The 14,303-nt window shown below is 37.7% G+C and carries 14 protein-coding genes and 4 tRNA genes; all 18 read right to left on the reverse strand.

From position 1 onward, the window contains the following. Positions 1–1,314 (reverse strand): hypothetical protein, encoded by a 1,314-nt coding sequence (locus tag PRVXH_RS13390; protein ID WP_353893255.1) that lies wholly within the window; start codon positions 1,312–1,314, stop codon positions 1–3. Continuing rightward, positions 1,307–3,070 (reverse strand): ATP-binding protein, encoded by a 1,764-nt coding sequence (locus PRVXH_RS13395; protein ID WP_353893256.1) that lies wholly within the window; start codon positions 3,068–3,070, stop codon positions 1,307–1,309. The genes PRVXH_RS13390 and PRVXH_RS13395 overlap by 8 nt, the downstream gene beginning before the upstream one ends. A 2-nt stretch (positions 3,071–3,072) precedes the next feature. Next, positions 3,073–3,759, reverse strand: a complete 687-nt coding sequence (locus tag PRVXH_RS13400) for a response regulator (protein ID WP_353893257.1) — start codon at positions 3,757–3,759, stop codon at positions 3,073–3,075. Between the two features lie 19 nt (positions 3,760–3,778). Further along, positions 3,779–4,660, reverse strand: a complete 882-nt coding sequence (locus tag PRVXH_RS13405) for a hypothetical protein (protein ID WP_353893258.1) — start codon at positions 4,658–4,660, stop codon at positions 3,779–3,781. Positions 4,661–4,824: 164 nt separating this feature from the next. Then, positions 4,825–6,192 (reverse strand): M23 family metallopeptidase, encoded by a 1,368-nt coding sequence (locus PRVXH_RS13410; protein ID WP_353893259.1) that lies wholly within the window; start codon positions 6,190–6,192, stop codon positions 4,825–4,827. 131 nt (positions 6,193–6,323) lie between these two features. Further along, positions 6,324–7,256, reverse strand: a complete 933-nt coding sequence (locus PRVXH_RS13415) for a Na/Pi symporter (RefSeq protein WP_353893260.1) — start codon at positions 7,254–7,256, stop codon at positions 6,324–6,326. A gap of 91 nt (positions 7,257–7,347) precedes the next feature. After that, a tRNA-Phe gene (locus tag PRVXH_RS13420) sits at positions 7,348–7,423 on the reverse strand. A gap of 3 nt (positions 7,424–7,426) precedes the next feature. Further along, positions 7,427–7,502, reverse strand: a tRNA-Asp gene (locus PRVXH_RS13425). A 6-nt stretch (positions 7,503–7,508) separates the two neighbouring features. Next, a tRNA-Glu gene (locus PRVXH_RS13430) sits at positions 7,509–7,583 on the reverse strand. Positions 7,584–7,587: 4 nt separating this feature from the next. Continuing rightward, positions 7,588–7,663 (reverse strand) — tRNA-Lys (locus tag PRVXH_RS13435). 130 nt (positions 7,664–7,793) lie between these two features. Continuing rightward, positions 7,794–9,077 (reverse strand): adenylosuccinate synthase, encoded by a 1,284-nt coding sequence (locus PRVXH_RS13440; RefSeq protein ID WP_353893261.1) that lies wholly within the window; start codon positions 9,075–9,077, stop codon positions 7,794–7,796. A gap of 1 nt (position 9,078) precedes the next feature. After that, positions 9,079–10,491 carry an NAD(P)/FAD-dependent oxidoreductase gene (locus PRVXH_RS13445; protein WP_353893262.1) on the reverse strand — a complete coding sequence of 471 codons (1,413 nt, stop codon included), beginning with the start codon at positions 10,489–10,491 and terminating at the stop codon, positions 9,079–9,081. A gap of 266 nt (positions 10,492–10,757) precedes the next feature. Beyond that, positions 10,758–11,864, reverse strand: a complete 1,107-nt coding sequence (locus PRVXH_RS13450; protein WP_353893263.1) for a M20/M25/M40 family metallo-hydrolase — start codon at positions 11,862–11,864, stop codon at positions 10,758–10,760. Between the two features lie 10 nt (positions 11,865–11,874). After that, positions 11,875–12,318, reverse strand: coding sequence for a 50S ribosomal protein L9 (gene rplI / locus PRVXH_RS13455; protein WP_353893264.1), 444 nt, complete (start codon positions 12,316–12,318; stop codon positions 11,875–11,877). Between the two features lie 13 nt (positions 12,319–12,331). Next, positions 12,332–13,273, reverse strand: coding sequence for a DUF2232 domain-containing protein (locus PRVXH_RS13460; protein ID WP_353893265.1), 942 nt, complete (start codon positions 13,271–13,273; stop codon positions 12,332–12,334). Position 13,274: 1 nt separating this feature from the next. Continuing rightward, positions 13,275–13,574, reverse strand: coding sequence for a MazG-like family protein (locus PRVXH_RS13465; protein ID WP_353893266.1), 300 nt, complete (start codon positions 13,572–13,574; stop codon positions 13,275–13,277). Between the two features lie 71 nt (positions 13,575–13,645). Further along, on the reverse strand, positions 13,646–13,873 hold the full coding sequence (gene rpsR, locus PRVXH_RS13470; RefSeq protein ID WP_353893267.1) for a 30S ribosomal protein S18: 228 nt from the start codon (positions 13,871–13,873) through the stop codon (positions 13,646–13,648). Between the two features lie 19 nt (positions 13,874–13,892). Continuing rightward, positions 13,893–14,297, reverse strand: a complete 405-nt coding sequence (gene ssb / locus PRVXH_RS13475; RefSeq protein ID WP_353893268.1) for a single-stranded DNA-binding protein — start codon at positions 14,295–14,297, stop codon at positions 13,893–13,895. Positions 14,298–14,303: the final 6 nt, after the last annotated feature.

Genomic DNA, 14,303 nt, shown 5'->3' on the forward strand with positions numbered 1-14,303 from the left:
TTACGCACCCCCTTGGACAGCGCTAATTTCTACTATATCACCTGTATAACCCTGTATATATATATTTTTGTGTTCTCCTTTTATTACCCAAACAGGATCTAAAACACCATCTTTTTTTGTGCCCAGATGATAGGCCAGATACATCTTTCTAACTCTGCCTACCTCTTCCCGCTCCGCAATGTTTAAAGCAAACAAATAGTTTATTACATTCCGATTTACAGATTCAACCTCCAAGTTTACAGGACTGACTGTATTTCTATAATAGCGTGTTACCTTACCACCTTGCAGCGTCACTTCTATACTTGAATCATCGGCCACTAAAGGATATCCATAAGCATAATAACCAAAATCAAGCTGAACTTCTGAGTGAAATGCATCAACTTTGTTGACCCTTCTTAAATAACTGCTTCTAGCTGGCCATCCCCCATGCTTTCCGATAAAATCAATAGCTATCTCCAAGTTCTCGCGCACAGGTAGATAAACAGGACCAGAGCTTTCTTTTGTAGAAGTGTACTCAAAAACGTCATCTGGATATATTCTTAAACCCGATACTCCATCAGTAACTATTGTGCTTCCGTCTTTTTCTTGTATTTCTCTGGCAGTTAATGCAGGGAAAAAAGATTGTTTTAATGCGCTTAAGTCTGTTTCTCTAGGAGAAATTATCAACCTAAGCATTTCCTGTCGACCGTGCGGGGCAAAAACTATCCCGTCAGATTTGTTAAGGTCTAAAGGATACACTAATGTTCTATCTTGTCTTTCAACTTCTTCGATCAATTCTGTTACATAGTCGGTATTGAAATGGGCCTGCTGGGTCCACATCGCCCCTAGCTCATAGTTGAATACAGCTATCCTTTGGCTATCTGCATTAAAGTAAACAGCATGTATTTCAGGATAAGGTAAATACTCTTCCCCTAACGGGGTTGAGGTTAGGTCAAATCCAACACTGCTATCCCAGTGTCCGTAGTTTAAAAATACCCCTTCGCTTTTGAGTTCATTTAGGTCAATCCCACTCATTACCCAATTAACTCTTAACCCATCAAAAGATAGACTGTCTATAATATTCTCAACTAAAAAGTAATAGGAGTCCACATTAGGGTTTAGCAGTCTTCCCTCTTCTTTACCGGAAGTTATCACTGTTTGCCAAGGTACAACTAAATCATTATAATCAGGCACTCTACCAACATATACGCTTTCAAACCCTTGGTCTATTGGGGGGTGCTCGTTAGCAGTACCTACAACCAAGTAGGTAGTAAGGACGACGCTCAAACCTACCATAGCAATCAGCAAGTATGACTTTAACGCTTCTCTACTCACTTCGGTTCCCCCTTTTTGAATCGCTCTCTATAGGCAATGTTATTTTAAACTTTGTCCCTACACCTTCTTTACTTTGTACTGAGATGTTACCTCCATGACCTTCCACTATTTGTTTAGAAATGGCTAAACCAAGTCCTGTTCCACCCATCTGTCTAGACCTAGCTTTATCCACTCTGTAAAACCTTTCAAAGATTCTAGGAAGATCATTTTGTGGTATGCCAATCCCATTGTCCTCGATAGTAATCAGTATTCCATTTACCGTTGTATCAACATTTATTTTAATATTACCTTCCGGGTCTGTATATTTTATCGAATTAGAAATTATGTTTATAAAAACCTGTTGAAGCTTATCCCAGTCCCCAGTTATTGTAGGTAGCTTCGAGTCTGGGTGGTAATTTATTTGTTGATTTTTGCTACTTCTTTGAACTTCTACCTTGCTTAAAGTGTTTTCCATCAAACTATTTATACCTACTGATTGCCACTGCCAGTTTTCTTTTTTAAAATCAAGCCTAGAGCTCATCAGAAGATCTTTAACTAGTCTAACCATTCGCTCCGTTTCATCTTCTATTACTTGCAAAAAGCTTTCGCTTATTTCCTTGTTTTCCAAGCCACCATTTTGCAGCGCCTCCACATAGCTTTTTACACTGGTCAAAGGTGTTCTCAACTCGTGTGAAACATTGGCAACAAACTCACGTCTTAGATCCTCTAGCTTTTCTCTCTCTGTTATGTCGTTAATCACCACTATAATGCCAGGCTCTTGATTTTCTTCACTTTTAAAAGGCACAAAATTTAAAAGTAGTGCTTTGTCTTTCTGCTTAATCATCTGTGTGGAGATCTCTTTCGAGTTTAGAATTTTCCCAAAATTTCCTATAGATTCAAATACACCTGACAGGCTGTGATCAGGTAAAAGTTCATCTGCTAGAGGGTTTTTATGAATTAACTCCCCTTTTTTATTAAAAGCTAGCACTCCATCTGTTAGATTCTGAAGAATAAACTCCATTTTGCTTTTTTGTGAAGATAGTTCTCCGATGGTGTGGCGTAGTCTGCTAGCTAGGTTATTAAACTTTTTAGCTAACTGGCCAATTTCATCTTCTGATTTAATATCGATCTTCACCCTATAGTTTCCTTTAGCCATTTGTTCCGCTTTACTGGTTATGTCCTCAATGGGCTTAGATATAGTCTTAGATACTAAAAAACCCAAAAATACAGTTAACAGCACAGTGGCTAAGGTTCCTGTAAGTAAGAAATTTTTAACTGTAGTTAATGTATAGTCCGTATTTTCTAAAGAGGACACAACATAGGTCACGCCAACCTGTTCGTTATTGTAAACTACCGGCGACGCATAAAAAAAGTTTCTTACGCCTGTCTCTGGATTAGCTCTAATTACTTCGTCAGGAGTTCCCAACACTGCCCTAGTTGCCTCATGGCCAGATACCCTGCTGCCTAAGTTTCGTTCTTGTCCAGAAGATGTGCTAATTACCACACCTTCTGTATCTAGTATATAGACCTCTGCCATATGAAAGCTTTGACTAAAGTCAGCAACAAGCTGATCTATGGTATCTAGCTCGGAATCCTCCCACAGATGTCTTGCAATAAAGTTACTCAGCAGCTGGGCCTGAGATCTAACTCCCTGCTTAAAATCATCCATGTAATAATTTTCAATAGACTGGGTTAAGAAAACACCTAGTATTTGAAATGCAAATAAGATTAGCAGTAGATAGATGATTATAAGCTTCCACTGAATATTTTTTACCAAGGCTAATTCCTCCTAAAGTAGTAACCAAAGCCTCTTTTCGTCAAAATAAAGGTTGGAGAGCCTGGGTTAGGTTCTACCTTTTCTCTTAATCTCCTGACTGTAACGTCGACAGTTCTTACATCGCCGTGATAGTCAAAACCCCAAACTAGTTCTAACAGCTGGGCTCTTGAATACACTTTCCCCTTATTATTGATAAGAAAAAGTAGTAAATCAAACTCACGCTGGGTTAAATCTATGACCTTGCCATCTCTTTTTACTTCATAGTTTTCATGGTTAATTTCTAAGCCTTGGTCTTCTTCTTTAAGGTCCTTTTTTTGTCCTCCCATAGAAGAAAATCTCCTAAGATGTGCATTTATACGAGCTAACAGCTCTTTATGACCAAAGGGTTTGGTAACGTAGTCATCTGCCCCTTTTTCTAAGCCTGTTATTTTATCTATTTCTTCTTCTTTTGCAGAAAGCATTATAATAGGGCAGTTACTAAACTCCCTAACTCTCCTACATACTTCAAACCCGTCAATTTTAGGAAGCATTACATCTAATAAAATCAGATCAGGTTTTTCTACATAAGCTTTTTTTACTGCATCTTCTCCGTCATAACTAACAACGATTTCAAACCCTTCATTCTTTAGGTTATAACTAATTATATCTGCAATAGGCTTCTCATCGTCAACTACTAGAATTTTTGTCATGATAACTCCTCCTTCATATTTATCCAAAATATTTATTCCTATTTTGTAAAATCCAAGATTGCCACTTGTATTTTAATTCTTCCTGGGTTGTTCCTGTTGTAATTTTAAGGGCTTGTTCAAAAGATATCCTAACATCCATTTTATCTAATAGCTCCTTATGGATATTATGTCCAAATTTGTCCTCCATAAAAATCGCTATAACCAAAGCTTGTCTATAAGCTAAAGATTGGTTTTCAACTGCATAAAAATTATCAACAAGCTTTTCCAATGGATAAAGCTCTTGCGGGTCAGTGTTCTGATCGTCAAGCCACTGGATGTTAAACTTTTTGTATTCCTCTAGTTGGGCTACAGCTTCTGTATACCAAGTAGGGTAGTTTCCAAAAGTCATCTCATCGACAAAGTAATGAGTCATCTCATGAAGCAGTGGCCCATTTTTTTTATAAAATTGTTGAGTTGTTTCTAAATCCACTTCATTTCTATACCACTGGGTAGGTGAAAGTAACCTTATAGTTCCGGACTGATACACACCTGAAACAGACTTATCACTGTCCCACCCTAAAGATTGTAACATCTTTTGTTGAGTTGGGTATATAACTATTAGGGGGGTAGTTTTCGGTTTAAAGTTATATTTGTCCTGTAAGTGCAGGTACATTTTGTCCCCTAAGCTTTGCATAAAGTCAGAGTGTTTCCTATCCACTTGTTTATACCTAAGTTCTACAAATTCCCCTTCGGTAGATTCCCAGTTTCGGTAAGCGACATTTCTATGATAGGCGGAGGTGGCGTCCTTAATAGGTTTATAAGAAAGATTTACAGGGTTTACATCTAACATCATAACAGTAAAAACTATAGCTGATATAAAAAGCAAAACTTTGGCATTTGAATCTTTTTTAAAAAGTTTCACAATCCCCCTCCTCCCCATTATTAAGTTTACATAACACCTGTATTATATCATTAATCCCCCCACTTTTTAACTATACTTCTTCAATTCAATATTTTAACATAGTCGCACTATAAAGTCTTCATAAGAATAAAAAAAATCTGCAGCTTTCGCCACAGATTTTAATTTTATGGATTGAAATAGTTTAATGGGTTAACCCTTGAACCATTACGATGAACTTCAAAATGCACATGTGGTCCTGACGATCTTCCAGTGCTACCAACATAACCTATGGTCTGGCCACGGGAAACTGTGTCTCCTACACTGACCACATTTCGACTGTTATGAGCATATAATGTCCTATAGCCATTACCATGGTCTATCTCAATATAGTTACCGTATGCTCCATGATAAGTTGATGTTACAACTCTACCTGAGTCGGCGGCTGCAATTGGCGTTCCTGAAGGAGCTGCTATGTCAACGCCAGAGTGAAATCCTCCGCCCCTAGGTCCAAACCTTGATGTTATTCTTCCACCACTAGATATCGGCCATAGAAAATTCCCTGAGCCTGAAGGTGCATTGGAGGTTCCTCTTTCCACAACTCTTGTAACAGGTTCTTTGACAACTTTTGATTCCACTTTTTCCTGTTCTACTATTTTTCCGTTTATTCTTTTAACGATGTATGTGTTTTCTTTTACGCCCTTTTCACCAGGAGTTACAACTCTGGTCTGACCTCGCCAAAGGCTAGAACTATCTTTTGTAGTAGTGGAGTAGTCTATAGCTTCCTCCCGTACAACCTTTTCTTGCTGTACAATTTCTATTACAGGCTCTGCTACCACTAAGTTAAGTTCTTGTCCTAGCTGTATAAACTCTGGGTCAAGATCAGGGTTTGCCTCTTCTAGCTCTTCCATATCCATATCTGCTTTTTCCGCTATAGACCATAAACTGTCACCGCGTGACACAGTGTATGTCTCCACTCTTTCTGTGCCTTGTAAAAGTATAGATTTTGCAACTTCATAATCCATTATATCATTTGGGTCTGCAGCAGTACTAACAAGAGAAATATCCGAGACTATCTCTGGTTCTGAAACTAGGTCTCCTTGTGATTGTTCGATGTAAAACTGTTTTATTTCCTCTAATATTTGTTCTGCTACCTGCCTGCTTTCTACAAGTACAGCTGGCTCGCCATCAACTTGAATTATAGTACCAGCGGCTTCATAAGAAACCATAAGGCTAATTTGTCGTTGCATCTTAGGCAGGTGAACGTCAGGATCCCACGAAAAAACTCTTTCAGTGGTTATGTCCTGTTCTATCTCTACATCAAATCCCATTTTGCTACTTTCATTATCTATTAAGTGTTCTATTATTTTCTCTAGGTCGTCTTTTCCTTGAACCATTCCCACCTGTTCATCTTCTACATTAACAATATAAACATAGCCAGGTTGATAATAATCATAAGCTTTAAAGCCCACAATTAGCACTAAGGAAATTGCAAGCAAAGCTACAAGGCCAAGCTTTATTTGTATTGGGTAGGTGGGTGCTTTTTGTTCCTCCAAAAACTAATCCCTCCTTTCAAACAGTTTTGAACAATGTTTTAATTCAAAACATCATTCCCATAGCTGTTAGAAACTTTTAGCCAAAAAAGCCTGCTGTACCTCTTCTATTTTAGCAGGAAAAATCCCTTTTTTTAATGGTAAATTTTTTTGTTTATTTTTTTTGTCAGGCTATAAAAGGGATTAAAAACTAAAATTACACATAAATAGGAAATTAGGTTAAAAATTGTATGAGCGTTTGCTATCTGCCTCTCTATAAGTGTTGAAACAGTTATTTTTTGTATTAACTCAGTAAATGGATCTATAAAGATAAGTGCAAGCGCTACTCCTATTATATTAAATAAAATTTGTCCTACTATAATCCCTCGGGCTTTTTTTGTGACAGTGCTGGCAGCTACTAACCCAGTAATGCAAGTGCCTATATTTCCTCCAAGGACTAGGGCTATTGCACTTTTTAGGTTTATAATTTGCGCCCTACCAAGGCTAATTGTCAGTGCTGTTAGGGCACTGCTGCTTTGAACCAAAGCTGTAAATGTAGCACCTATAACCACTCCTACTAAAGATGATTGATTAACTAACGCTATCAACCTATGGTATGTGCTAGCGTTATGTAGATTTGAAAAGGGTATGGTCATAAGCTTAAGCGCAAATATAATTAGGGCAAAGAATACTATAGATGGCAGATATTTTCTAAATCGAGGTAGTGAAAATAGCAGTAGTAAAGGTAGCAACAGTGGATATAATTTTAGCCAGGGTATGCTAATAATCTGTCCAGTCGCTGTTGTCCCCACTTCGGTGCCTAAAACTGCTGCTAAGCCATTTTTTTCTGATAATATGTTTCCCTGAACAAGGCTAAATATCACAACAACTACTAAACTACTACTTTGGAGCACGGCTGTCAATATCATTGCAGTCAGTGAAATTCTTAGAATGGAGCTTTTTCTTTTCCCTACTAACTTTGTTTCTAAGTCATAGGGAAGTACTTTTCTACAGCTTTTGGAAAACAGATTTAAAGAAACTAGAAACAATATAAGAGCAATTATAAACTTTAAAGTATTAGCTAGCATTTTCCCCCCTATTTTTTTATTATTTATAAGTATGCATTAAATAGAAAAAAAAGAATAAAAAAAAACATCCAAAGGATGTTTAATTTAAAAGTGGTGCCTCAGGGCAGAATCGAACTGCCGACACGAGGATTTTCAGTCCTCTGCTCTACCGACTGAGCTACCGAGGCATATGGCGGAGCTGACGGGAGTCGAACCCGCGATCTCCTGCGTGACAGGCAGGCATGTTAACCACTACACCACAGCTCCATTAAGTGGTGACCCCTAGGGGATTCGAACCCCTGTTACCGCCGTGAAAGGGCGGTGTCTTAACCACTTGACCAAGGGGCCAAAATGGTGAGCCATCCGCGATTCGAACACGGGACACCCTGATTAAAAGTCAGGTGCTCTACCGACTGAGCTAATGGCTCACTTGCAACAATAATAATATTACTATGGTTTTGTGTTATTGTCAACAAAAAAGTTTTATTTTCATTTTTTGAGCAATTCTAAAAAACCTTAGGGCGATGTCCTTAACATCACCCTAAGGTTCAATATTATCTAGATAATTTCAATTACCTCTTTTGTTTGTTCACGTTTCGGCCCAACGGAAATTATTGAAGCTTTTATCCCGACTTCTTTTTCAACTTCTTTTATGAAATCTTTTGCCTCTTGAGGAAGGTCATCAAATGACTTGATGCCAGTTATATCTTCTTTCCATCCTTTAACTTCCTTATAAACTGGCTGGCACTTTTTAAGCTGTTTTATGCTAGCTGGGAAGTGAGAAACTATTTCTCCATCTATCTGATACCCGGTGCAGATTTTTATTGTATCTAGGCCACTTAGTACATCTAATAGAGTGATAGCCATATAGTCTAAGCCGCTAACTCTTTTTGCATGCCTCAAAATAACCGTGTCAATCCATCCAATTCTTCTAGGTCTACCTGTAGTTGTTCCGTACTCTTTGCCAATTTCTCTGATACGCTCTGCAGTCTCCCCTTCTATTTCTGTGGGAAATGGACCGTCCCCCACCCTTGTGGAGTAAGCCTTTACAACCCCTAGTACTTTGTTAACTTTTGATGGCCCTACACCTGCACCAATACAAACTCCCCCAGCTACAGGGTTTGATGCTGTAACAAAAGGATACGTTCCGTGGTCTAAGTCTAGCAAGGTGCCTTGAGCTCCTTCAAAGATAACTTTTTTATCTTCTTCCATAGCTTCCTCTAGCAGTACTGAGGTGTTAGCTACATAATCTCTAATTCTTTTAGCGTATTTTACATACTCAGCGTATATAGTATCTGCATCTAGAGGTTCTGCTCCATAATATTTTTGGATTAACTGATTTTTATCCTCAATATTTGTATATAGCTTCTCCTTAAATACTTCCTCGTCCAAAAGGTCTACAATTCTAATACCACATCTAGCTGCTTTGTCCATATAAGCTGGGCCGATTCCTTTTTTTGTTGTACCTATCTTTTCGGCACCTCTTTTTTTCTCTGAAAGTTCATCTATTACCTTGTGGTAAGGCAAAATCACATGTGCGCTTTCACTTATTTTAAGATTTTCCGTACTTATATCTAGGTCATGTAAATAATCGATTTCTTTTATTAGTGCTTGAGGATCTATAACCATACCATTTCCTATGATACAAAGCTTATTACCGTTAATTACTCCTGAGGGAATAAGGTGAAGCTTATAGGTTTTGCCGTCGTTTACTATAGTATGACCTGCGTTATTTCCCCCTTGATAGCGGACTATAACCTCAGCTTTTTCTGCAATATAATCTGTTATCTTACCTTTTCCTTCGTCACCCCACTGTGTACCTACAACAACTACTGTTTGCATCCTAACACTCCTTTTTTGAGCAAATTTTCCTTCCAACTACAACACCTGTTACTGACGCCTGCATAAGTCCCCTGGTTAAACCAGCTCCATCACCTATAGCATACAGTCCTTCAATCTTAGTTTCAAATCTGTTACTAACCTTTACTTTTGAGGAATAAAACTTAACCTCCACTCCATATAACAATGTGTTTTTTGAATAAAGGCCTGGCGCTAACTTATCAAAGGCTTTTAATGTCTCCACAATCGATGTCAAATATCTATCAGGGAGCACAAAGCTTAAGTCTCCCGGTACAGCATTTTTCAAAGTTGGTGTTGTGGTTGACTTACTTAGCCTATGATAGTTTGTTCTTCGTCCATTTAACAGATCTCCCAACCTCTGTACTAATATACCTTCCCCTGTAATCATATTAGCCAGCTTAGCAATATATTTACCATATTCTATGGGCTGGTCAAACGGTTCTGTAAACTTTGTGGAAACTAAAAGAGCAAAGTTCGTATTTTGGCTTCTATTTTTAGGATCAGAAAAGCTATGCCCATTTACCACAGCTAAATTGTCTTCATACCTTTCCTCCGATACGTGACCTCCGGGGTTAACGCAAAAAGACCTTACTCTATTTTCAAAGGTATCAGAGTAATATACAAGCTTAGGCTCATATAGAGGCTTAGTTAAGTGATCCATTATCGCATTAGGCACTTCCACTCTTACCCCTATGTCAATCTCGTTGTTTTCGGTTTTTATGCCATGCTTTTTCATTAGTCTTTCTAGCCAGTCTGCGCCGCCTCTTCCCGGTGCAAGAACAACTTTATCAGCATATATTTTTTTATTTTCAACTTGTTTATTTGAGATTACTACACCCTTTGCTTGGCTGTTTTCAACTATAATATCAGAAACCTCTGTCAGCTCCATGAAGCTGAAGTTTGACAACGACTTTAGGTGTAGGTACAACCTCTTAAGGACCTCATAACCTCTTTCGGTACCTAAATGTCTTACTGGGCTTGCGATTAGCTTTACATTGTGTTTTGAGGCCTCATACATTATGTCTTCTACTTTTTTATCATCTAAACCGTAAACATCATTGTTCGCACCAAATTGAAGGTACTGCTTATCGACATAGTTTATTAGTTCTTGAGCTTCATCATAATTCATATACTCTGTTAATCTTCCTCCCACATCTGGGGATAAAGATAACTTCCCATCGCTAAACGCTCCAGCTCCAGACCAACCATTCACAATGCCGCAAGGCTGGCATTGAACACATTTTTGCAAGGTGCGCAAAGGACACTTTCTATTTTCTATTGTTCTACCTTTATCTACTATCAAAACTTTTAAACGGGAGTCCTTTTTTAATACTTCCAAAGCAGTAAATATTCCTGCTGGACCTGCTCCTACAACAATCACATCATAATTTTGCATAGCGACCCCTCCTTTTCATTTATCAAACCGTCTATAGTTTACCTCATTACTTTTAGTGCGTCAATAAACTACGTACTTGTTATAATGATTTTAGCTTTAATGTTCGTGTTTTGTCTTTATTTGATGAGTTTTCTATAGTTTAGGATATGTTTTTGGTCTTTTTAGCATAAGTTGCTTAACTTTACATATCTAATATGTTCACAGTTATGTATATTTATCCCAAAAAGAACACTTCTCTTTTAAAAGAAAAGTGTTCTTTTTATTCATTAAGCTTTTGCTATCGAGAAAATTAATCTTGTTATATCAACTAGGTCCTTTACCTCTATGCTTTCTTCTAATGTGTGAGGGTTGTTCATACCTAGGCCTAAGTTTACGCAGCTTATGCCGTTACCGTTAAAAATATTTGTGTCGCTTCCTCCACCTGTTGCCTTAAGTGTAGGTTCTAGCCCCAAGTCTTTAGCTTTTTCTTTGACTATTTTAACTACAGGTTCTTCTTCTTTGATTAAAAAAGCTGGGTAAACCCGCTCTATGCTGACATCAGCCTCTGTACTAAACTCAGCTGCTGCAGATTCAAAGCACTCTTTCATGTGCTTACTTTGGGCATCAAGTTTTTCCTCACTTGTGCTCCTTGCTTCAGCTAGCACCTCAACATTATCACACACTACATTTGTAGCAGTTCCACCTTTTATCACACCTATGTTAGCTGTGGTGTCTTCATCAATTCTTAATAGCTTCATATCGTTAATGGCTTTACTAGCCACCTGTATTGCGCTTATCCCCTCTTCTGGCTTTAAACCAGCATGAGCAGATACTCCTTTAATAGTTACAGATATTTTATCCTGACAAGGCCCTTGGTTTACTATAGTTCCAGGTTTACCATCGCTATCAAGTATATAACCTATCTTAGACTGAATTTGAGAGTAATCTAGACCTTTAGCACCGAAAAGACCACCTTCTTCTGCAATTGTAAAGACTGCTTCAATATCTCCATGCTTAGCATCTTCTTTAAGTAGTCTAGACATCTCTAGCACTGCAGCAATACCAGCTTTATCGTCTGCACCTAGTATAGTTGTGCCGTCAGATACTACCATTTTATCTTTAACAGAAGCCTTTACACCTTTACCTGGAGCAACTGTATCCATATGAGCGGCAAAAAGAATACTTTGCTTTGTATCATCATTGCCTTTTAACCTTGCTATAATATTTCCTGTTTCCCCACCTATAGATTCTCCAGCGTTGTCAACATGAACTTCAAAACCAAGTTTCTTTAGCTTTTCTGCCAAAACCTCTGCTAGTTTTCCCTCAGATCTTGATTCGCTGTCAATTGCTACTAGCTCTAAAAACTCATCTAGCAACCTTTGTTCGTTAACCATGTTTACCCTCCTACTTTTCTACAATTTTCAAGTGCAAAGTTGATGAAACTTTTGGATGAAGTTTTATTTCAACCTGATAGGATCCTAGTGATTTAATTGGATCTTTTAGTTCAACTTTGCGTTTATCTATCTTTATTCCCTTTTTTGATAATTCATTACCAATATCTTTTGTTGTTACAGAACCAAAAAGTCGTCCACCCTCACCAGCCTTTACTGCAATTTCAACTTTTAAGTTTTCAATCTTTTTAGCTGTTTGTTGTGCCTTGTTAAATTCTTTTTCCGCTTTTTTCTCTTTGATTTTTTGTTTTTCCTTTAAATCTTTTAGGTTAGACTGGTTTGCTTCTTTAACTAACCCCCTTGGTATCAAGAAGTTACGAGCATAGCCCTCAGAAACTTCCTTAACCTCACCTTTTTTACCTAACTTTTTGTCATCTTTTAGTAGAATAACCTTCATTTTAAATCACTCCCTATATTCTTCTAAAGTTTATTATAAAGTCCAAAGTTCCTGCCATAATTATGAATTGAGCTGTGAAAGGGTATATTGCCACAACCATCAATATGATTGCCTTTAAAACTGTGTACTTTATATGTTTAGAAAGGAACCAGTAAGCAACTGCTAACCCTTGTATAAGAACCATTAACAGTACTATTTGGTGTACATTACTATTAATATGTTGTACTGCTATATTGCCAAGTCCGAAAATGTGCATTAATAAGGTGGCGACAAATGTCCAAAGGACCCAATCTCCAAAGCGCCACCTTGAAAAAGGCGGTAAACTCTCCACCTTATAACCAAGGCGAACCAAGGTTAGCCTTGATACAATCAAGTTAATATAACCAGCAAAAGCTGATAGGATAATTACCAACGCAGGAAATATCATTTGAATACTTAGATAAATTCTTTCTCTAAAGTCTTCTATGTCTGGATCGTTAGGGTCCGGTTCAACCTGGGGAACAACTCCACTTAAAAGGTTTCCTATGGATTCAATAGCTGAAAGCTGTCTATCTAATGTTGCTTCTACTAAATTAACATCAAAGAAAAGGGCAAATATGTTAAGAATCAGAATAATGGAAGCCACAAAAGATATTGTGGTTACTAAAAGGGTGGTGACTGCTTTCTTTCTTTTTATCGTGTAGCCTAAAACAATACCGGGCAAACCACCAATTAAGCTTATTAGCGTTGGGTATATTGGATTTCCTAGGATAGTAGTTAGAGCGATAAAACTTAAAAAAACCACCATAATAGATATTTTTATACTTTGTCTATATGTGACTATAACTATTGGAATAGGAACTAGTATTAACGCTGGTATCAAGGCAGGTATAAAAAACGGTAGAATACTCAGAACTAGAAACAGTGCTAACAAGAGCGAGCCTTCTACTAAACTTTTTGTATTTAAATGTGCCAAACTATTCACCTCTTATTTTAAGATACTGAACCAACTCATCTAAATATTCTGCGTCTTCGGTTCTTCGCATGTCTTCAGCTTGCCTAAGCACTTCCCTATCTAAGCTCCTGTATGAATATCCAGAGTTTTTACTTAAAGAGTACATATATATAATCAGTTTGGCTGCTTTCTGCTGAAGCTGATCTTCTGTTCCCTTATAAATTGCGGTATAAACTTCGGATATGCCCTGAATTATTTTTAACTTTAGATCTTCTATAGCCTTTAGTGTCTTAGCTATCTTTACTCCCTCTTCCCCTTTCACTTAGTTCCCCCCTTATAAATTATGTATAAAAAGAGGACAAATTGCAATTTGCCCCCTTCCAAAATTATATCCTATTCTACTGTGTAAGGCAATAATGCCATAACTCTAGCTCTTTTGATCGCAGTTGTTAACTGTCTCTGATGAGGAGCACAGGTTCCTGATATTCTTCTAGGTAAAATTTTACCACGCTCAGTAACATATCTGCGAAGTTTGTCTCCACTTTTGTAATCTATAGTTTCTACTTTATCCGCACAGAAACTGCAAACTTTTTTTCTACCTTTTCTTCTATCTCTACGCACTCTTATCCCTCCTTATAGGCTAAAATGGTACGTCTTCATCTACTTCATAGCCTACATCACTAAAATCGTTACTTTGGCCTTGTCCACCACCATTTTGTCTAGGTTTGCTATCTAAAAAGCGAACATTTTCTGCCACAATCTCAGTAACATACCTTCTTTGGCCATCATTTCCTTCATAATTTCTAGTTTGAATTCTACCATCTACGCCAATTAGTGAACCTTTCTTTAAATAATTGGCACAGTTCTCTGCTTGTTTTCTCCAAACTACGATTGGAATGAAGTCCGCTTCGCGCTCGCCTTGTCGGTTAGTGAAGCTTCTATCAACAGCTAAAATGAATGTAGTTACCGCAACTCCGCTATTGGGAGTATATCTAAGCTCTGGATCTTTAGTGAGTCGACCTACTAAAATCGTTCTATTTAACATGGTCTC

Source organism: Proteinivorax hydrogeniformans (assembly GCF_040515995.1).
GTDB lineage: Bacteria > Bacillota > Proteinivoracia > Proteinivoracales > Proteinivoracaceae > Proteinivorax > Proteinivorax hydrogeniformans.

What these genes read in the sequence shown, in the direction of transcription:
- PRVXH_RS13440 (WP_353893261.1), bottom strand. Translation starts at nt 9,077, where the DNA reads ATGCAAACAGTAGTTGTTGTAGGTACACAGTGGGGTGACGAAGGAAAA.
- PRVXH_RS13450 (WP_353893263.1), bottom strand. Translation starts at nt 11,864, where the DNA reads ATGGTTAACGAACAAAGGTTGCTAGATGAGTTTTTAGAGCTAGTAGCA.
- ssb (WP_353893268.1), bottom strand. Translation starts at nt 14,297, where the DNA reads ATGTTAAATAGAACGATTTTAGTAGGTCGACTCACTAAAGATCCAGAG.
- rplI (WP_353893264.1), bottom strand. Translation starts at nt 12,318, where the DNA reads ATGAAGGTTATTCTACTAAAAGATGACAAAAAGTTAGGTAAAAAAGGT.
- PRVXH_RS13445 (WP_353893262.1), bottom strand. Translation starts at nt 10,491, where the DNA reads ATGCAAAATTATGATGTGATTGTTGTAGGAGCAGGTCCAGCAGGAATA.
- PRVXH_RS13400 (WP_353893257.1), bottom strand. Translation starts at nt 3,759, where the DNA reads ATGACAAAAATTCTAGTAGTTGACGATGAGAAGCCTATTGCAGATATA.
- PRVXH_RS13415 (WP_353893260.1), bottom strand. Translation starts at nt 7,256, where the DNA reads ATGCTAGCTAATACTTTAAAGTTTATAATTGCTCTTATATTGTTTCTA.